Source organism: Trinickia sp. EG282A (assembly GCF_040965455.1).
Taxonomy (GTDB): domain Bacteria; phylum Pseudomonadota; class Gammaproteobacteria; order Burkholderiales; family Burkholderiaceae; genus Trinickia; species Trinickia symbiotica.
In genome coordinates this window covers 419159-438681 of sequence record NZ_JBFRCC010000003.1, presented here as the reverse complement: position 1 = coordinate 438681, position 19523 = coordinate 419159, and the positions used below count along the sequence as shown (strand labels likewise).

The following is a 19523-nucleotide window of genomic DNA, read 5'->3' as shown; positions in this document are numbered from 1 at the left end:
GGCCCACGCATGCCGGCCTCGAGCACCGTTCGATCAAGCCACTTGTCTGAGCACCCAGTAGAGCCCGGCCGAGAGCGCAATCGAAGCGGGCAGCGTGAGCACCCACGCGAGCAAGAGGCTGCGTACCGTGCTCCATTGCAGACCGGAGCCGTTTGCGGCCATCGTTCCCGCTACGCCGGACGACAGCACGTGCGTGGTCGAGACGGGCAGCCCATAAACGTCGGCCGCGCCGATCGTGAGCATGGCGACGACTTCGGCCGAAGCGCCTTGCCCATACGTCAGATGCTGCTTGCCGATCTTTTCGCCGACTGTCACGACGATACGCTTCCACCCAACCATCGTGCCGAGCCCCAGCGCGATCGCAACGGCAACCTTGACCCAGGTCGGGATGAACTTCGTGGCGCCGTCCAACTGCTTCTTGAAGTTGTCGACCGCCTGGAGATCGTCCGCGGAAAACGCCGGTTGCTTCGCCTTTTCCATCAGCCGGATCGCCTCGGAGGCGACGTACATATCGTTGCGCGCGTTGCTGACAGTGTTTGTCGGCACATTGGCCATCGCTCCGGAACTGCCGACCTGTTGGCCGATACGCGTGACGAGCGCTTCCAGCGAGGGCAGTGTGGTCGGCGTCAAGTGCCGGGTCCGTACGTAATCTTCGACGCCACCGCGCACATCCGCCGGCGCCGGCACGCCGTTCGTGTACTTCGAGAGCACGGCCGATGTTTGCTGCGCCACGGCGAGGAACGTTTGCGTTTGAGCGGGCGTCACCGCTTTGTTCAGCGCATAGGCCGTGGGTACTGTGCCGATCAGAATCAGCATGATGAGGCCCATGCCTTTTTGTCCGTCGTTCGAGCCGTGCGCAAACGAGACGCCCGTGCAGGTCAGGATCAGCAAGGCGCGAATCCAGAACGGCGGCGGCTCGTTGCTGGTGGGTTCCGAGTAGAGCTGTGGCACGCGGACGATGCCCTTCAGGATGACGAGCAGCAGCGCCGAGAGCAAAAACCCGACGATTGGCGAAAAGAGCAGCGACTTTCCGACGCCGAGCGCCTGGCCCCAATCGACGCCGCTCGTACCGGAAGCCCCGTGCATGAGTTGATTCATGAGGCCGACGCCGATGATCGAGCCGACGAGCGTGTGCGAGCTCGACGAGGGTAGGCCCAGATACCAGGTGCCCAAGTTCCAGATGATCGCCGCGATGAGCAGAGCGAAAACCATCGAGAATCCCGCGCCGCTGCCGACTTGCAAGATCAGCTCGACAGGCAGCAGTTGCAGGATGCCGAACGCGACTGCGCCGGTCGATGTCAACACGCCGAGGAAATTCCAGGTCCCGGACCAAATCACCGCCGGGATCGGCGCGAGCGAATGCGTATAGATGACGGTAGCCACGGCATTCGCCGTATCGTGAAATCCATTCACGAACTCGAAGCCGAGCGCAATCAAGAGGGCCACGCCGAGCAGCACGTACGGCAGCGCCGAGGGCAGTCGCACGGGCTGCAAATCGGTGACGAGACGGGTCGTGCAATAGGCGAGACCGAGCGCGATGGCGAGCAGGAAGACGAGAAGGCCGAGGCCGCGGCGCGCCGGGGTGGCGGTGGACTGCGGATACGAAAGTTCCGGCATGCCGGTTCTCCGAGTTGAGTCGCAGGGAGAACCCATGCTGCGTGGCGAGTGTGTCGTTAAGATGACAGCACGATGACGAAACTTCCAGCCAGCGCTTGGCAAGGTGGAATCAGCTGGCGTTCGGGCCGGTCGATGCTGCGCCGGCAGGCTGGTAGGCTGGAACCGCCAAAACCCCCGCGAGGATTGCATCTCGCGGAGGTAGGGCGGTTGGCGTCGCTTGGAGGAGGTAAGCGTTCTCAGAACTTATAGTCGAGGCCGACCGAGACCCCCATCTCTCTGCCGCCCGCAAAGCAAAACGGCGCGCCTTGCGAGATCGAGCTGCCATCGTGACAATCGATCGTCACGCTGCGTCCGCCCGCGCCCATCGCGTAGTGCGCGGCCGGGTGATTGAGCACGAGCGCGTAGTCGGCGTAGACGGTCGTGTGCTTGTCGACCGCATGCTTGTACATGGCCGTAAACATGTTGGCGGCATTGTCAGGGTTGGCTGTGCCGAGCGCATTGGTCAGCGGCGGCGTGTTGTGTTGCCCCGGGTCGCCCGGCGTCCGGCCGGCATGCGCCCAGCCGATGCTCACGCTGTCCTTCGGCGTGAACTCCTGCGTGATCGCAAGCCAGAAGCCATTTCTGCTGCGCTCGTTTTGCACCTCGAGGTAGGCGGGCACCTCCCTGCGTATCCACTCGTAGATGCCGCTCAAGATCGTGTGGGTCGGAAGCTTGTATTGCGCGCCGACCTTGAACGCCCACTCGTTGCCGATGTCGTTCGGATCGGTCCCGTCCGGCGACGCAAGCGCGGCGGGGCTCGCGGTCACGTCGCTCGAACGATTCACGTCGCGGTGCAACTCGTACGCAGTGGTGAAATAGAACGGGCCATTCGCGTACGCGAGGTTCGCGCTATACGCTGAACCGTAGCTGCCATCGTTACAGGCCACCGGGTTGCCGCCGCTGCCTGGAACATTGCCGCCCGTGCAGTCGGATTCGCCGGCGGCCTGCGTCGAATTCTCGTACCCGCGGTTTTGTCCCGGCGAAACGAGCGCGTTGAAGGACCAACCATGGAAATTCGGCGATTCATACCAGATCGCATGATCGAGACGCGTGCCGAATTCGACTCGATTATCGCCGCCTGTATTACCCATTATCGCGGAGTAATCGCCGAGCGTTCCGGTAAACGGATTCATGCGCGCAGTGGATGTTTTGTAGGGCGCATCCGTTTTACCAGCTTTGATTGCGCCCCACCTCGCGGAAGCGATGCCGATATAGCTATTGCGCGAAGTCAAAGCGCCTTTGACGGTCGAATCCTGCGCGGAATTGGAATTCGCCGTGCCGGAGGTCGCCGATACGTCGAGCTGCGTTTCCAATTGATAAACGAACGACAGATCGGAAGACGAGCCGAACGGACGCTTACCGCGCACACCGATGTACGACAGATTCGACGAAATGTCGGGCTGCCATCCCATGTGACCTCTCGGAGAGACGACCGTGCCGTCCGGCAGCGTGTACGAGCTCGCCAAGCCTTTCGTCGCATAGTCGACGGAAAGGTCGAGGTTGCCATAGAAATCGACCTCGCCAAGAAACGACAACAACGACTTCAGCTTGGGCGGCATGCCCGCGCCCCAGCCCGACGAGGAGACATTCGGCGCCGGCTCGGGCGGTACATTCGACGCGTGCACTTCGCCGGGATTGGAAGTCGCGCCGGGCGTTACGGCCGACTTCGGATTGCTCGTCACCGCCTGCTGCTGTTGTTGCTGCTGCTGCTTTGCCATGAGCGAATCGAGCTTCTTGCTCAGCATGTCCACTTGTTGCTTCAACAATTGGATTTCCTGATTCTCGTTCGTCGCGGGCAAAGCTTGGGCGAGCGCGGTTCCTGAAAGGGCGGTCCCCCCGGCTGCAAAAAGTAATAGCCGGCACGCCGCGTAAAGCGGCCTTTTTCGCGATTTCATCGATGTCTCCTCCGTATCTCTTGTACGGTATAGAAAGTTATTTGAAATGAATGATGGTTAATTCAGGTATGACCGACGCCTCCCATAGGGCCGAGCACGTTTTCATTCGCTTGCTATTTGCGAGCGAATGCGAGGGATACGAATCGTTCGCATTGCGAAGAATTCGCTCGGATAAAGAATTGAGATCCTGCGATTTGTTACGACGACGTGGCAGCCAGTCTGGGACGAACGGAATATTTTGGAAAGTCAAACGTTTTTATGGGATCTATTAGGACTTCGAAATGCTCCGTGATGGTGCGGATCGCTTGTTCCATTGTGGTGCGCAGGCGCTTCGCGGTCTCTCGCGAGCGCCCCGGTTCCTGCTGCTGGTGCTTATTGGCCGGCACGCGTGGTGGCAATCCGGCTGACGATGCGCTCGCGTTTGGCGAACTCCTGCGCCGATTGCTGCTTGACGAGGTCCACGACCGACCTCGGCGCTGTCTGTGGGCTCCCGGCATCGAACGGCGGTGCAGGCGCGTATTCGAGCTCGAGCTGAATGGCCTGAGCTTCTTGCTGACCCGCGAGTTCGGCCGCGACCGACAAGGCGAAGTCGATACCGGCCGTCACGCCGCCTCCCGTGATCAAATTCCCGTCTTGAACCACTCGGCCATGCACCGGAATGGCGCCCAACGGTTCGAGGAAACCATGCGATACCCAGTGCGTCGTGGCGCGGCGGCCATGCAGCAAACCCGCAGCTCCGAGCAGCAGTGAGCCCGTGCAGACGGACGTGACATAGCGGGCGCTCTCGGCCTGCTTGCGAACGAATTCGATCGTATCCCGGTCTTCGAGCAGCGGCGTGACACCGCTGCCGCCGGGAATGCAAATGACGTCGAGCGGCGGGCAATCGCCGTATGTCATGTTTGGCGTCAGGACAAGGCCGTTGCTCGAAACGACGGGCTCGAGCGTTTTCCAGATCAGATGGACCGTTGCGTCGGGCAACGAAGCGAATACTTCGTGCGGCCCGGTCAGGTCGAGTTGCTGAACACGCGGGAATACGAGAAAGCCGATTTGCAATGCCATATCGATACCTCATGGGGATGCGGGGAGTATCGTCAACCGCCGGTGGCGGCCGACGAGCGAGGGTGGGCCATCGACGACGGCTGGCGCGCCCGGCCATCGATGGACAAATCGATTCTATGCGCGTAGTGTTTGGCGGAAATGCCATATCGCCAACAGTTTCTGCCACTGCGTCAGCATGCATTCCGATAAGCGATCGATCCTCGTTCTCGCGTTCCCGAACGCTCAACTGCTCGACGTGACGGGCCCGCTCCAGGTCTTCGCGTCAGCGAACGAGCTTGCCGTGCTACAGGGGCTCGCGAGGCCGTATGCGCCGCGTGTCGTCTCGTTCGAGGGAGGGCTCGTGACGACATCAGCGGGCGTTGCGTTGATGTCCGATTCGCTTCGATCGGCGGGCAGGCAGGCCGACACGTTGATCATTGCTGGCGGTCGAGGTGTCCATTCCGCGTCCAAGGAGCCGAAGCTCCTCGATTGGGTGCGCAGGCAGGCAGCGAGATCGAGGCGTATCGCTTCCGTATGCACGGGAGCGTTTTTGCTGGCGGAGGCGGGATTGCTCGATGGGCGCCGCGTGGCGACGCATTGGTTCCACTGCGACGAGCTTGCACGGCGTTATCCGAGCCTGCGGGTGGAGCCGGATCCGATTTTCATCCGCGAAGGGGACGTATGGACGTCGGCCGGCGTCACAGCGGGAATCGACCTGGCGCTCGCGCTCGTGGAAGACGATCACGGCCGCGCAATGGCGCTCGATGTCGCTCGCGAGCTCGTCGTGTTTTTGAAGCGCCCGGGCGGGCAGGCGCAGTTCAGCGCGACATTGTCGATGCAAAAGGCGGGCGATCGTTTTGGCGAATTGCATGCATGGATCGCCGAGCATCTGACGGCGGACCTGTCGGTTCCCGAGCTCGCCGAGCGTATTGGCATGAGCGAGCGCAGCTTCATGCGTCACTATCGTGCGGAAACAGGCCGCACGCCCGCGCGCGCCGTCGAGCAATTTCGCGTCGAGGCGGCGCAGCGGTTGCTGGCCGAAACCTCGTGGCCGATAAAGCGCATCGCGGCCCGCTGCGGGTTCGGCGTCGAGGAAACCATGCGGCGCAGCTTCATGCGCGTGCTGAGCGTGACGCCGCAGGTGTATCGGGAGCGGTTTGCGGGGGGATCGACGCCTTCGGCGTGAGGGTCGAGTGACGATCAATCTGCGCTCAGTTCGAGCGCCGCGACGCCGCCCGCCGCCGGGCACGTAGCCGAAAGAGCCGCAATAGCACGCTCGTTGCGCGCGAGCGCATCGCGGGCAGCGCGTCGATCGCGAGCAGTACGAATGCGACGAGCGCGATGCCGAGGCACATCAGGAATACCGACCGATATCCGAATGCGCCGATGATCGTTCCCGAGAGCACGCCCGAGAGGATCGAGCCGACGCGCCAGGCATTGAAGAAGAGCGCGGTCGCGGCGCCGGGTTGGCGAGGCATCAGGTCTTGCACATACGTCATGCCGAGGCACGATGTGACCGAGACGACGTACGCACTGAGCGCCTGCAGCGGGATAACGGCGACCGGGTCGCGAACGGCCGCCACCGCGACGAAATAGCCTGCCTGAACGGCCGCGCTCGTCGTCAACCAGCCCAGCTTGTTCAACTTCAACGAGCGGGCGCCGAGCCACAGCATCATCGGAATCTCGAGGAACGCACCGAGCCCGAGCGTTGCCGATACCGTAAAGCGCGTGCCTTTGAGCGCATGAACGACATAGAGCGGCAGGACGATCATCGTCGCGCTGGCGGCGAGTCCGATCAGCGTCAATGCGAAAAGTGCACGCCAGAGCAGGCCGAGAGGAACCTCGTCGGACGTGGGCAGCGCAACGCGGCGGCTTGCGTGTCGATGTTCATTCGAACGAGACGTGGCTTGCGATGCAGGTCCAACGTCCGCGTCGGCAGCCTTCGCCGCTGCCTCCCCGTGGCGCCCGGACGGTGCCTCGACGATAAGCGAGACGAGTGCCGCGCTCACGGCGAAACTGGCGGCGGCGAATCCGAACAGACCGTTGAAGCCGGCCTGAGCGAGAATCAGCGCTCCGACGGCAGGACCGAAGACCCATGCGACCGACAGTAGCGTGCGAAGCGCGGCGGAAGCGAAATCGCGCTCAGCGTTGTCCGCGACAGGCAAGGCCGCGCGTCCAAACGAAAACACCTGCGACAACGAAGCCGCGCCTGTGCCGAGCAGCAGCACGCCGCTGGCGGTCAGCAACCCATAGTCGCGCAGAAAGCAAAAGGAGAGAAAGCCCAGCGCCGCCGCCACGAGGGAAAGAATGAGCGGTGCGCGATGCCTGCCGCGGCGGTCGGACCAGCGGCCCGCGACGGTGCTGGCCAATACGCCGCTCGCGGAAATGAGCGTCATGAAGATACCGAGCCTTACCGGCGACATCGACGCTTCCTCGACACCGAAAAGCGAGAGGTACGGCGCGGTAAAAGACATCGCCACGCCGAGCATCAGCGTGGCGATCGCAAGCGACGGGAAATGCGGAATCCGCGCGAGGCGGCTCAGTTGAGAATGCACTGATCGATATGTGCTCAATCGACTATACAAGCGGCCAAGTCTATCGCGATGGTAACAACCGCTCGCCGCTGCACGCTGCTTACTTCTTGTAGATGCGCTTGCGCGTCTGCTCGAGGCGTTGAAGGATTGCGTCGAGCTGCGTCGGATCGGAGAAGAACCGCTGCATCGCCTTCATGCCTTCGTCCGCCATTTCCTTCGTCATATCACGATCGTAGAATTGGGCGATCCCTCCCGTTGTGCCCGACAAAGTCTGGAAACCGACCTTCGCAATCGGGTCCTGCGGCTCGGGTGCCTTGTTGTTCGACGGCAGTTGACCCCAGCCTTTCGCGAGCTCGCCGTTGATCTCGGGCTGGCCCATGAAGGTGAGGAGGCGTCGCGCGTCGACCTTGTTCTTGGCCTTCGCGGGCACGACGAGCACGTTGACGGGACCGTCTTCGGCAACCGGCACCGATGCATCGATGATGGGGAAGCGGAAATAACCCATTTCGCCACGCGTCGCCTCCGGCAACACAGCGGAGAAGAACGTGCCCATCAGCATGGTGGCGGCCTGGCCGTTGACGAGCAGCGGCCCGATCGAATCGACGTCGTACGAAAGCGCGTTGTCAATGAAGTACTTGTCGTCGATCAGGGTTTTCCACGTCTCGTAGACTTTGCGTACGCGCGCATCGGTGTAGGGTACGTCGCCGGCCATCAGCTTTTGATGGAACGCGTAGCCGTTGATGCGCAGGTCCAGATAGTCGAACCAGGCGGCCAGCGTCCATGAGTCACGCGCGGCGACGGCGATCGGCGCCACGCCCGAAGCCTTCAGCTTCTTGCAGTCGTCGAGGAATTGATCCCAGGTGGTCGGCTCGCCCGAAATGCCGGCCTTCTCAAACAGGTCCTTGCGATAGAAGAACCCGTAGGCATCGGTCCCAAGCGGCACGCTGTATTGCTTGCCGGCCCACGTCGACGATTGCTTCACCGATGCGTAGGTTTGGTCCCAGCCGTTTTTCTGCCAGTCGCTGCTGAGGTCCTGAAGCAGCCCGCGCTTGGCGAAATAGGCCATGCGTTCCCCATTGTGCCAGCTCAGCACATCGGGCGGATCGGTCGCAAGCCACCCCGAGATCTGCACTTTGTAGGCTTCCTCGCCCACATACGTGACTTTCAGGTCGATGTCGGGGTTCGCCTTCCTGAACTGATCGAACAGGTTTTGCCAGGTGGCGCGTTGACTGCCGCGCGCCGATACGTTGACCGTGAGCGTGCCCGCAATGGCACTGGTCACGGCGCAAAGCGTCGCTGCGGCAATACAGGTGAGCACGAGCCTGCGTGCGTCGAATCTCATCTCCGTCTCCTTGACTTGGCGTTATATGCTGCGCCGTGCCCGATCATTGCAGCGCGGCGGATTTAAGCGCTTAAATTCTTATGGCATCGAGCACCCTCATGGACGTACCATGACGCTGCGCCATCGATAGTGATGGCTCACGACATTAGCGCAGCGATCAATGACGCGCAACTTTTGAGACATCGTCCCACCAAATGAGCAATCACCGAGCCGATGGTTTTGCGGCGCCGCTGACGCTGCCGGTCACCCGGGCGACCGTGAACGGCCCCGACGCTCGGAGGCCGTCATGGTGACGCTTGCCGAAGTTGCGCGGCGGGCCAAGGTAACGGCCGCGACAGTATCGAACGCCTTGCACAAGCCGCAGAAGGTCAAGCCGGCCACGCTCGAGCGCGTGATGGCCGCGATCCGGGAACTCGGCTATCGCCCGAATTTGACGGCGCGCGCCCTTGCCTCGGGCCGTACCTCGACGCTGGCGCTGATGCTTTCGAACGTCACCAATCCGTTCTACCCGGAATTCGTGCTGGCGGCCGAGCGCGAAGCGCGCAAGCGCGGCTACTTCCTGCTCGTTTGCAATACCGACGACGATCCGGCGACTACGCGGGCCTATCTCGGGCAGATCGCAGGCACGCTCGCGGCGGGCGTCATCGTGATGAACACTGATCTGGGCGAGCGGGAGCTGGCCCAGACGGCGCGCAACGGCGCCGCGGTGGTGCTCTGCATGTGGGAGCATGTGAGGGCGTCGCGCACGCTGCCTTGCGTGACAGCCGATTTCGCGGCGGCCGGCGCGCTTGCCGCCGAGCATCTGTCCGAACTCGGGCACAGGAAGTTCGGCGCGCTCGTGGGCGTGGGGTCGGGAGGGCCGCAGTCGCGACGGCTGGGTGGTTTCGCGCAGGCCCTCGCCGCACGCGGTCATCCGGAACGAGCGCTCGCGGTCGCGGAGTCGCGGGATACGATAGAAAGCGGCTACGAAACGGCGAGTGCGCTGCTGCGTGCGAGGCCGACGTTGACATCGCTTTTCGCGACCAACGATTTGATGGCGATCGGCGCGATGCAGGCGGCCGCCGATCTTGGCAAGCGCGTTCCGAACGATCTTTCTGTCGTCGGGTTGACTGACATTCATCTCGCCCACCAGTTCCGGCCGGCCTTGACCACGGTCAGGTTTCCCACGCAGCGCATCGCCGCGCAAACGATCGCGCTGACGCTGGAGATGATCGAGGGCGGTTCACCCGCTCGGAGCGTCTATACCGTTGGCGAGCCGGAGCTCGTCGTGCGTGAATCAACCGGGCCCGCGCCCGTCGCGCGACGCAAATCCGCAGGCTAGCCGATTGTTCTGGCACTCAAAAACGTTCATTGATAAGTGAGCGGTGCTCTGTTATCGTTGAACGCAGACGGTCGATGTCATGCCGTCCAGTCCCGTTTCTGGGATCTTCGATCCGCGAAAACGTCGCAGAAGGAGGGCACTGACATGCTCACGCGTCGTGAATTCATTCGAGCCGCCGCGGGCGGCGTCGCCGCCATTGCGCTCGCCGATTGCGAGACCGATACGGTCGACGCATCCAGCGCGCCGCCGCTGCCGGCCGACCGCAAATGGCTGACGTTACTGGCCAAGGGGATGGACAAGGAATACGACTACCCGGCCGATGTGCAAGGGCGGCTGCCTGTCGGGCTGACCGGGACCCTGTACCGAAACGGTCCTGGCATGTTCGCGCGAAACGGCTTCACCAAGCGGACGATTCTCGATGGCGACGGGATGATCCGCGCGACGCGGTTCAGCGATGGCGGCGCGCGCTTCCGCAATCGGTTCGTTCGGACTACGAAGTATGTGGCCGAGGAGTCGGCGGGCGAGTTTCTCTACCCGACGTGGACGACACCCGCGCCCGGCTTTTTTTCGAACATCCCCTGCATCCCGAGCCGCAGCCAGGCGGGTGTCACGCCGGTGGTCAAAGGCGGCGTGCTCTATGCGTTCGACGAGGTAGGCGGCCCCTATCCGATCGATCCGCGCACGCTCGACGCCGGGCGCGAAGTCAATCCGTACGAAGGCGAAGCCGGGACCGGGCCCGTGAACTACAAGGCGCACACGAAAACGGACGCGAAAACGGGCGACTGGGTGCTCGTCGGGCAGCGAGGTCAGCGCAAACCCGAACTGCATGTCGTCGTGAAGAACAGCGCCGGACATCAGACGCGGCATGTTGCCTATGCGAGCCCCCGTGGTCGCGCGTATTTTCACGATTTCTTCTGGGCCGATCCCTATGTGGTGTTCCATCTGCAACCGGCGATGCTGTCGCCGCTGCCGATGCTGATCGGCACCCGTACGTTTGCCGAGAGCCTTGAATGGCGACCGGAAGAAGGCAGCATGCTGTTCGTCGTCGATACGACCGGTGCGAGGCCGCCGCTCGTGCTCGATGTCCCGGCGTCGTGGATGTGGCATGCATTGAACGCGCACGTGGCGGGAAACACGATCGTCGCGGACTTCGTCGGCTACGACACGCCCGATCATTTTCTCGGACCCGACGCGAGCTTTCGCGCAATCATGCAAGGCCGAGAGGGTGTCGCCAAATCGCCGGGCACGCTGCGGCGCATGACGATCGACCTGGCGGCGCGTCGAGCACAAGTCGAAACCATCCTCACCGGCCGCTACGAATTTCCGTTCGTTCCACAGCGCCGTGTCGGGCAGCCGTATCGGTATGGTTATGTTTCGTCGTCGCGCGTCTCCGATCAAGGATGGTTTCATGACGGTATCTCGCGGATCGACGTGACGTCGGGCAACGAGCAGGCGTTCCACTTCGGCAGCGGGTATTACGTCGGCGAGCCGGTCTTCGCGCCCGACCCGGCCGCGCGCGGCGACGGCGAACACGATACGGGGTGGCTGCTCGCCGAAGTGCTCGAAGGCGCCAGCGGCACGAGCTTCATTGCCGTGTTCGACGCGAACGCGCTTGCCGACGGTCCGCTCGCGAAGGTCCGGCTCCACCATGCACTGCCGTTCAGCTTCCACGGCTGGTGGGACGCGACGCAAACTTGAGCACTCGCCCGCCGCGCGGCGAGAGCGCGGCCGTTGCCGTTTCGACGGCCTGCGCATCGATGCACTTTGTGCGCAAGCGGTGATTTGCCGTATCGTTGAGGCTTCATTCACGATGCCTCGACGCGATAACAGATCAGATGCCGACCAGGAAGACCGGAACGACGGCCAAGACCTATACGATTTCGCTCGCGAATCGCAAAGCGCGGGGATCGGGCCACGAGAGGCTCGGAGAGATTCTCGCCGCGGCAAAGGCGCTTTTCCTCGAGCACGGGTTCGAAAACGTCTCGACGCGCAAGATCGCCGAACGCGTGGGAATCTCGCAGACGGCGCTCTTTGCGTACTACAAGACCAAGGACGACATCTTCGGCCAGTTGATTCGCGACGCGTTCGGCGAGCTCGCGCAGGCGCTCGCCGAGTGCGATCGGACCGCGACCGACGAGCGCGACTGGATGCGCCGTTGCGTCACCGGTTATGTCGCGTTCGGGCTCAGCCATCCCGACGAATACCGGCTTGCCTTCATGGTGATCAAGGCTTACCGCAAGCCCTACAACGCCGAGCAACCCGACGAGAGCGACGAGATCGGCGAGGGCACGCGCGTCGGCGTGCCGGTGTTCATGCAGCTGACGAAGCGAATCGAGCAGGCCATCGAGGCCGGTGTCGTGCGCGCCGATCTCGGGCCGCCGCTATTGGTCGCGCAGGCACTGTGGGCGTCGATTCACGGGCTCGTCGCGATTCTGATCGCGCGGCCGCGCCCGCACTTCCCATGGGAGCCGTTGGACGAGCTGATCCGCGTGCAGACCGATATGTTGCTGAACGGCTTGCTGACCGAGCGCGACGAGCGGGCACCGACTCGCACCGCCCGCCGACGCTGAACTCAGCCAAGCCGCGCGTGTTGCGCTCTCGTCAGGCGACGAATCGGCCTTCGCTCGCGATGGCGGGGAGCGGGTTTCGCGAGCTCGGCACTTCCCGCGCCTGCAGCGCTTCGGGCAGCGTTGCCTTGTCGCCGGGCCGGCCGAGGGCGACGCCGGCCTCGATGGCATAGCCTTCGGGAATGGCGAGCTCGGCGCGGATCTTCTCGCGCTCGATGCCGGCGAGTCCGTGCGCTTTCCAGCCTGACAGGCTCGCCTGCAGGGCGAAGTAGCCCCATGCGGCGCCGGTATCGAATGAATGTGACGGCGCCGGCCGTTCTTCCGTGGCGCCCGGCGGCGTGAACGTGCGCTTCGACAGGACGATCACGATCGCGGCCGCATGTTGCGCCCAGCTACGGTTGAATTCGTTGAGGAATCCTAAAAAGCGCGTCCAGTGCTCCGTGTCGCGCCGAGCGTAGACGAAGCGCCACGGCTGCGAGTTGTACGAGGAGGGCGCCCAACGCGCCGCCTCGAGAAAAGTCAGCAGCGTCGATTCGGGGATGAGGTCGGGTGTGAACGCGCGAGGCGACCAACGATCGAGAAACTGCCGGTCGATCGCATGGTCCGCTGTGCGCGAATTCGATGTCGTCATAGAGGTGTCGATGGTAAAGGTTCAGGACATGGCGATGAAGCGTGCGGCCATCGCGCGGCGCAGCGCGCGGCAGCTACGTGACTTTACATCGAAAAAGGATACGCAACGTTATAGGACATTGTCATTTGCTTTTCGCAATAGCGGCGATTTTCTCCGGTCACGAAACTGAGCTATCCTGCGAACGCAACAATATCGTAATGCACCGGGTTAACGTCTAACGGAGCGATTGCCATGATGAAAAAGCTAATAATGTTGTTCGTTGCCCTCACTCTGTCGCTGTGCGCCGCGTTCGCCTCGGCGGTCGAAGTCAATACCGCCGATCAGGCCGCGCTTGAATCGGTCAAGGGGATAGGACCCGTCCACGCGAAGGCGATCATCGACGAGCGCACGAAGAACGGTCCGTTCAAGGATGCGGACGACCTCGCCAACCGCGTAAAGGGCATCGGACCGAAGTCAGTGCTCAAACTGGAAGCGGCGGGCCTGACGATCAACGGCTCCGCGAAACCGCCGAGCGGCAAGACGACATCGGCCAAAGGCGCCGCGCCCGCTGCAACGGCGCCCGCGACAGCCGCTTCGTCCCCGGCGGCTCCGGCCACGGGGAAGAAAAAGTCCAAGAAGGGCAAGGCCGCTTCGGCCGCGGCTGCGTCGGGAGCCTAGCCAGCGGCGCAAGCAGAGGCAAGCGGCGGTGCGGCCCGCTTGCCCGCCGTCGAACCGCACGCACGGGCGCGTCTGGCGTTCGTGCGGCTTTTCGATCATTCTTCGCCGCTATCGAAGGCCTTCGACGCGGCGACATGCCCCCGTTCCCGTGCGAGCAATTCCTGCTTCAGCGACAGTGCTTCGCTGTTGTCGGGCTGCAGCGACAGCGCCCAATAGACGCCCGAGCGCGCCATGCGCAGGTCGTTTTTCTCGAATCCGTTATGAGCTCGCGCGAGCGCGAGCGACATCAGCCTCTGATTTTTGGCGCTGTACTTGCCGCTCGTCGCCGAGCTTTCCTTCCTCGAGAGAGATGGCGCCGGCTCGGCGGCTTGCTGCGTGATGCGCGCCGGCGGTGCCGCTTGCGGCATGGCGGGTGCCGCGACAGCTTGCGGTGCGCGATTCGTTTCGCGCGCGATATTGGCGGAGGTCGGTGCGGTCGTCGACGCAGTCGCCGGGCGCTGCGCCGCATCTGTACCGGTGCCTTTGACGGCAGCCGCACCTTTCACTGGGCCCGCGCCGCGGGCGATCGCCGATTGTCGCGACGCCGTGGACGCGTCATGGGTGTCTTCCGTCCCAGTCGTCTTCACCGTGCCTTGCACCGATGTCTGCAGCTGCTGCTGCTCGCGAGTCTCGGCGTCGTCGTACCGGTGCAATAGCACCGTTCCTCCAAACAGAGCGAAGAATGCCAGCAGCGTCAGCGCGGTGCCTCGCTTGATGCCCCAGCGACTGTCGCTCCAGCGAGGACTGTCGCTCGAGCGACCGATAGCAGCCCACCGATGAATAGCAGCCGACCGATAAATAGCAGCGGAGCGATGAATAGCAGCCCAGTGGTGGCTAGCGGTCCTGCGATGGGTAGCAGTCCAGCGATGGATGGCGCGGCGAATGGTGCTGCCCCAGCGGTCGATGCCCCACCGAACCGAGCCTGCTCTCTCGGCTGACGGTGCCTGCGCGTCGCCGTAAGGGTCGCTGTCGGCGGAGGCGAACAACGGCGTGGGCCGGGACGGCCAGAGCATTTCGGCGCGCGAGGCGCCGGCCCGCGTTCCGGCCGTGCCGTTCGGCGGCGGCCCCGGTGAGCGGACCGCATCCTGCCTCGTCGGCGGCGTGCGTTCGCCGAACGCGAGCCGCGCGGGTGTGCCGCAATGCGGGCAGAATGAAACCGGCCCCGATAACCTGCCGCCGCAGCGTGCGCAGGTCGTCGGAAAAGTGGGGCCACCAAACGTGGAGCCCCCAATGGCCGGGCCGCGAGCGGTTTGATCGCTCATCGTTGAGTTATCCCCTGTCTCTGAAAGACGCGAACGATGCGTCGGAGGTGGACGATGTGCATGACACGCGGTGCGCGAGCACATGTACGGGCTCGATTCAGCAGACAAGTCGCCTGATCGTTATGACGATCGGAATCGAATCGAACAACGTGGCCAATATCGGCCAGCAGCCCGCGAGCGTCAACCGCCGCGGGTCGTTCCAGGCAGCGCGCATCGGTCAAAACTTAGCCGCTGCGCGCCGATTCGCTGGCAATGGCCGCTATTCGGCGCGCGCGGGCACGACTTGGAAAAAGTTTCACGGGGTCAATGCGCCCCGCCCGCATCCGATTTGCCGCCCTTGACGGGGCGCGTGATCCAGATGAGCGGAATGATGACCACGAAGATGACCGCAGAGATGTAGAAGATGTCGTTCAATCCCATCATCGCGGCTTGCGTATTGACCGTGAAATCGAACAGCGCGTTCGCCGACGGATTGCCGATGTGCAGCACCGATTGCGTCGATTGCATCTGCTGACGAAAAACGGGGTTGTCCGCGTTGGCGACCTCGGTCAGTCGCACGTGGTGGAGCACGGTGCGGTTATTCCATTCGTTGGTCGCGATCGAGGTGCCGATGGCGCCGCAGAAGACGCGCACGAAATTCGACAACCCGGCCGCGGCCGGGATGCGATGCGGCGGCTGGCCCGCGAGAATGATCGCGGTGAGCGGCACGAAGAAGAGCGCCATCGGAATGCCTTGCAGCAGCGTCGGCAGAACGAGATGGAACGTGTCGACCTCGATGACATATTTCGAGCGCATGAAAAACACGACCGCGAAGCCGATGAAGGCGAGCGTCGCGATCATCCGCGCGTCCGTGCGCGGCAGGACCCGGCCCATGATCGGCGCCAGCACGACGGCGAACACGCCGAGCGGCGCGGTGACGAGGCCTGCATCGACGGAGCGGTAGTTCAGGTACTCCTGCATCCACTGCGGCAGCAGCACGAGGTTGCCGAAGAAGACGGCATAGGCGACGGAGATCGCGATCGTGCCGCCGAGAAAATTGCGCTGGCCGAAAAGGCGCAGGTCGATCACCGGGTCCCGCTCGGTGAGTTCCCATACGAGGAAGAATGCGAAGGCGACCAGTGCCGTGATAGCCAGCGTGACGATCACGGGCGAGGCGAACCAGTCGAGGTCCTTCCCTTTGTCGAGCATGATCTGCAGCGGCGCGACCCATGCGATCAGCAAAGCCAGCCCGACGACATCGATCGGCGGCTTGCGGACTGGCGTTTCCCGATGGCGATAGAGCATCCACGTGGCGCCGGCGGCGAACAGGCCGACGGGTATGTTGATGAAGAAGATCCATGACCAGCTATAGCTGTCCGTGATCCAGCCGCCGAGCGCGGGTCCGGCGATCGGACCGACCGTTGCCGTCATCGCCCAGAGCGAGAGCGCCATCGACGATTTTTCTTTCGGATAAGAGCCGAGCAGAATCGATTGCGACAGCGGAATGAGCGGGCCCGCGACGGCGCCTTGCAGCACCCGCGCGCCGAGCAGCACGATCAGATTCGGCGCAATGCCGCAGAGCCACGACGCGAGCACGAACATGAGAATCGCGCCGACGAAGAGCCGGATCTGACCGATCCGCTGCGTCAGCCAGCCCGTCAGCGGAATCGACACGGCGTTGGCCGCGGCGAAGACCGTGATGACCCAGGTGCCCTCGTCGACGGAGACGCCGAGGTCGCCGGCGATCGTCGGAATCGCGACGTTCGCGATCGACGTGTCGAGCACGTTCATGAAGGTGGCGAGCGCGACGGCAAAGGTCGCCAGCACGAGCTGGCCTCCGTGCATCGGCGGCGGAGGCGCAGGCGGCGCCGATGTGGGAGCAGGCGGTGCGGTGGAGGGCTGGCTCAACGGGGACTTCTCCATCGAGAAAAACTCGCCAGGCGCGCGCGAATGCGCCAGCGGCGTTGGTTGCGTCAGCAACTTTCGGGCCGAGACGAAGTGGTACGGCCCGTCGAATTCCGACTAGATCGCCGATGGGTGGCGGTGGTTGTGCACAACCTAATGTAAGCGGACTGCCCCCATCGCGGAGCGCAATTAAGTTTTGCGCGCGACAACGCTTCGACGTCGCGCTTGGCTTCATCTATGCTTCATTCGTGGCGGAACCTCCCCTTTTTCGCGAGAGCCTCGGAGCCGACGATGCAATCCTGCCCGCTTTTCATCATTGGTGCGCCGAGATCGGGAACGACGTTTCTGTGCTCCACGCTCAATGTGCATCCGTCTATTCACTTGACCAACGAATGCCGGATCTTCGCGCTTTTGAAGCAGATGGTGGAAGTGGACAGTCGGCGAGCGGATTTGCTCACGCCGTCATATCTGCAGCGATTCGAGCATTTCAGTCGCCGTACGCTCGGCGCGTGGGTCGAGCGCTTCTATCGCGAGGAGCTTGGCGTCAGCACGCCGATCTGGGGCGACAAGCATCCGCCTTACGCCGACCCTACGATACTGTCGGCGCGCAGCGGCGCCGTCGCGCATCTGCCAATGTCCGGCTCATGCTTGCGCCTCATTCGCGAGACGTTGCCGCAGGCACGCTTCATTCACCTCCATCGCCATCCCGCGCATGTCGCGAAATCGATGGTTCGAAAGCATTGGATCGGGTCCGTTGAAGACGGCGTGCGCGTCTGGGCGCAATACGTTTCCGAAATCATCGAATTCTTCGGCGAGTTGCCGGACGGACAGGCATTGACGTTTTCGTACAGGGACTTGATCGAAAGCCCCCAAACGACAGCGACGAGCATCGGGCATTTTCTCGATCTGGCCGATGTTTCGCCAATCGTCGACTTCCTTGCGCGCCAGCGCGAGCTGCCGACGCCGTTCAGCGAGCCTATCACCGATATCGCGGACCTTTACGCAATACCAACGGCCAATCGGGACGACGATCGTCTTCTTCAGCTCGCGGGACCGGGCGCCGTTCACTTGGGCTATGCCGATGCATCGAAGGGGCCGCTCGATCGTCCACCGGCAGCCGGCCTCGGTGCGCTTTAGATTCGCGCGCCGTCTCACTATTTGAACATTTCGCCCGCGACGCCTGGCAACTAGTGGGAAACCAGTTCTTCCCGCGGCGCGTGCGAGGGGTTAGTCTTGGAACCGGTCCATCCATCGACCGAAGCGTCGAGAGACAACGCGTTCGACGCGCTAACCAGAGGAGACAACCAATGGATTTAGAGAAACGCACTATCGCGCGCGTCACGGCGCGCCTCATCCCGTTCCTGATCCTTTGTTACTTCGTGGCTTATCTCGACCGCGTCAATGTCGGCTTCGCGGCGTTGGAGATGAACAAGGCCATCGGGCTTACCGCGAGCGCATTCGGTTTCGGCGCGGGCATTTTCTTCATTGCGTACTTCTTTTTCGAAGTGCCGTCGAATCTTTTGCTCGAAAAGTTCGGCGCGCACCGCTGGATCGCGCGGATCATGCTGACATGGGGTGTCGTTGCGGGCGCAATGGCGTTCATCCCCAACATCGCTCGCTATACAGGGCTATCGACCACGCACGTTTTCTACATATTGCGGATTCTGCTCGGCATCGCAGAGGCGGGATTCTTTCCGGGGATCATCTTCCTGCTGACGCTTTGGTTTCCCGCGAAGTATCGCGCGCGGATGGTGGGCTACTTCATGGTGGCGATTCCGCTCTCGACGGTGATCGGCAGTCCGATTTCGGGGGCACTGCTGTCGATGGATGGCATTGCCGGTCTCGCCGGCTGGCAGTGGCTCTATCTGATCGAGGCATTGCCGGCGCTGCTGCTTTCGTTCGTCGTCGTGCTCTACCTGACGGACAAACCTGCCGATGCGACCTGGCTCGAAGCCGACGAGCGCGAATGGCTGGTCTCCCGGCTGGCGCGTGAGCGCAGCCAACGTGAGGCAGTGCGCAAGTTCAACGTAGTGGAGGCCCTGTTTAACCCGCGCGTCCTCGTCATTGCGCTGATCTACTTTGGTGCCGTCGCGACCAACTACGGCCTCAGCTTTTTCCTGCCGCAGATCGTAAAAGGCTTCGGCCTCACGAACCTGCAGACCGGCTTCGTCACCGCGGCGCCGTACGCAGTCGGTGTGTTCAGCATGATTTTCTGGGGACGCCGCTCCGATCGGAAGCTCGAGCGCAAGCGCCATGTCGCCGTTGCATTGCTGATCGCGGCAGCCGGCATCGCGGGCGCGGCAGTGATCGACAATCCTGTCGCCAAGATGATCGCGATCTCGATCGCGGGCTTCGGCATCTTCGGCTGCCTGCCTGTCATCTGGACCTTGCCGGCCGCGTTCCTTTCGGGCGCGGCCGCCGCGGGCGGTATCGCGGTCGTGAACTCGATCGGCAACCTGTCAGGGTTCTTTGGCCCCTATGCGATGGGCTGGATCAAGGACAGTACGGGCAGCTTCGGCCCGGGATTGCTTTGTCTCGCGGGGGCGGGCCTGGTCGGCGTCGTCGCGGCGCTGCTGCTGCATCACGATTCCGCGCTCGAGGGCCGAGCCGGCGAACCGGCGGGACACGACGAAGGAGGTCACAAAAGGGTTCTCGATACGTGAGTCCTCATGGGGCGTCAGCCGCTGCCATCGAATC

14 protein-coding genes and 1 pseudogene are annotated in these 19523 nt (G+C 63.1%); 7 read left to right on the top strand and 8 right to left on the bottom strand.

From position 1 onward, the window contains the following. Positions 1 to 33: 33 nt before the first annotated feature. From AB4Y31_RS16480 to AB4Y31_RS16470, 3 genes are all read right to left on the bottom strand, one after another. Complete coding sequence (locus tag AB4Y31_RS16480) at positions 34 to 1617, bottom strand: inorganic phosphate transporter (RefSeq protein WP_368674833.1); 1584 nt, start codon at positions 1615 to 1617, stop codon at positions 34 to 36. Between the two features lie 236 nt (positions 1618 to 1853). Beyond that, positions 1854 to 3551, bottom strand: a complete 1698-nt coding sequence (locus tag AB4Y31_RS16475) for a porin (protein ID WP_368674832.1) — start codon at positions 3549 to 3551, stop codon at positions 1854 to 1856. 372 nt (positions 3552 to 3923) lie between these two features. Further along, positions 3924 to 4610 carry a DJ-1/PfpI family protein gene (locus tag AB4Y31_RS16470; RefSeq protein ID WP_368674831.1) on the bottom strand — a complete coding sequence of 229 codons (687 nt, stop codon included), beginning with the start codon at positions 4608 to 4610 and terminating at the stop codon, positions 3924 to 3926. Positions 4611 to 4785: 175 nt separating this feature from the next. On the opposite strand from AB4Y31_RS16470, the gene AB4Y31_RS16465 reads away from it, so the two are divergent. Continuing rightward, a complete protein-coding gene (locus tag AB4Y31_RS16465; RefSeq protein WP_368674830.1) occupies positions 4786 to 5775 on the top strand; it encodes a GlxA family transcriptional regulator in 990 nt (329 codons plus the stop codon). Between the two features lie 25 nt (positions 5776 to 5800). Here the strand turns inward: AB4Y31_RS16465 and AB4Y31_RS16460 are convergent, their stop codons facing one another. Both AB4Y31_RS16460 and AB4Y31_RS16455 read right to left on the bottom strand, forming a co-directional pair. Next, positions 5801 to 7144, bottom strand: coding sequence for a sugar efflux transporter (locus AB4Y31_RS16460; RefSeq protein WP_368674829.1), 1344 nt, complete (start codon positions 7142 to 7144; stop codon positions 5801 to 5803). Between the two features lie 79 nt (positions 7145 to 7223). After that, positions 7224 to 8465: an ABC transporter substrate-binding protein gene (locus AB4Y31_RS16455; protein WP_368674828.1), complete on the bottom strand. Its 1242-nt coding sequence runs from the start codon at positions 8463 to 8465 to the stop codon at positions 7224 to 7226. Between the two features lie 286 nt (positions 8466 to 8751). On the opposite strand from AB4Y31_RS16455, the gene AB4Y31_RS16450 reads away from it, so the two are divergent. The 3 genes from AB4Y31_RS16450 to AB4Y31_RS16440 all read left to right on the top strand — a co-directional run bounded on the left by AB4Y31_RS16450 (position 8752) and on the right by AB4Y31_RS16440 (position 12356). Next, on the top strand, positions 8752 to 9786 hold the full coding sequence (locus AB4Y31_RS16450; protein ID WP_368674827.1) for a LacI family DNA-binding transcriptional regulator: 1035 nt from the start codon (positions 8752 to 8754) through the stop codon (positions 9784 to 9786). A 144-nt stretch (positions 9787 to 9930) separates the two neighbouring features. Continuing rightward, complete coding sequence (locus AB4Y31_RS16445) at positions 9931 to 11484, top strand: carotenoid oxygenase family protein (protein WP_368674826.1); 1554 nt, start codon at positions 9931 to 9933, stop codon at positions 11482 to 11484. Positions 11485 to 11621: 137 nt separating this feature from the next. Then, positions 11622 to 12356, top strand: coding sequence for a TetR/AcrR family transcriptional regulator (locus AB4Y31_RS16440; RefSeq protein ID WP_368674825.1), 735 nt, complete (start codon positions 11622 to 11624; stop codon positions 12354 to 12356). Positions 12357 to 12387: 31 nt separating this feature from the next. Here the strand turns inward: AB4Y31_RS16440 and AB4Y31_RS16435 are convergent, their stop codons facing one another. Continuing rightward, a complete protein-coding gene (locus AB4Y31_RS16435; protein ID WP_368674824.1) occupies positions 12388 to 12984 on the bottom strand; it encodes a nitroreductase family protein in 597 nt (198 codons plus the stop codon). A 231-nt stretch (positions 12985 to 13215) separates the two neighbouring features. On the opposite strand from AB4Y31_RS16435, the pseudogene AB4Y31_RS16430 reads away from it, so the two are divergent. Beyond that, a pseudogene (locus AB4Y31_RS16430) lies at positions 13216 to 13638 on the top strand (ComEA family DNA-binding protein); the annotation flags it as partial. A gap of 98 nt (positions 13639 to 13736) precedes the next feature. Here AB4Y31_RS16430 and AB4Y31_RS16425 read toward each other — a convergent pair. Both AB4Y31_RS16425 and AB4Y31_RS16420 read right to left on the bottom strand, forming a co-directional pair. Next, a complete protein-coding gene (locus tag AB4Y31_RS16425) occupies positions 13737 to 14942 on the bottom strand; it encodes a hypothetical protein (RefSeq protein ID WP_368674823.1) in 1206 nt (401 codons plus the stop codon). A 303-nt stretch (positions 14943 to 15245) separates the two neighbouring features. Then, positions 15246 to 16829, bottom strand: a complete 1584-nt coding sequence (locus AB4Y31_RS16420; protein WP_368674822.1) for a DHA2 family efflux MFS transporter permease subunit — start codon at positions 16827 to 16829, stop codon at positions 15246 to 15248. A gap of 288 nt (positions 16830 to 17117) precedes the next feature. On the opposite strand from AB4Y31_RS16420, the gene AB4Y31_RS16415 reads away from it, so the two are divergent. Further along, positions 17118 to 17963 (top strand): sulfotransferase, encoded by an 846-nt coding sequence (locus AB4Y31_RS16415; protein ID WP_368674821.1) that lies wholly within the window; start codon positions 17118 to 17120, stop codon positions 17961 to 17963. A gap of 170 nt (positions 17964 to 18133) precedes the next feature. Beyond that, the gene (locus AB4Y31_RS16410; RefSeq protein WP_368674820.1) at positions 18134 to 19489 is read left to right on the top strand and encodes an MFS transporter; all 1356 of its coding nucleotides are present in this window, start codon (positions 18134 to 18136) and stop codon (positions 19487 to 19489) included. Positions 19490 to 19523 lie beyond the last annotated feature (34 nt).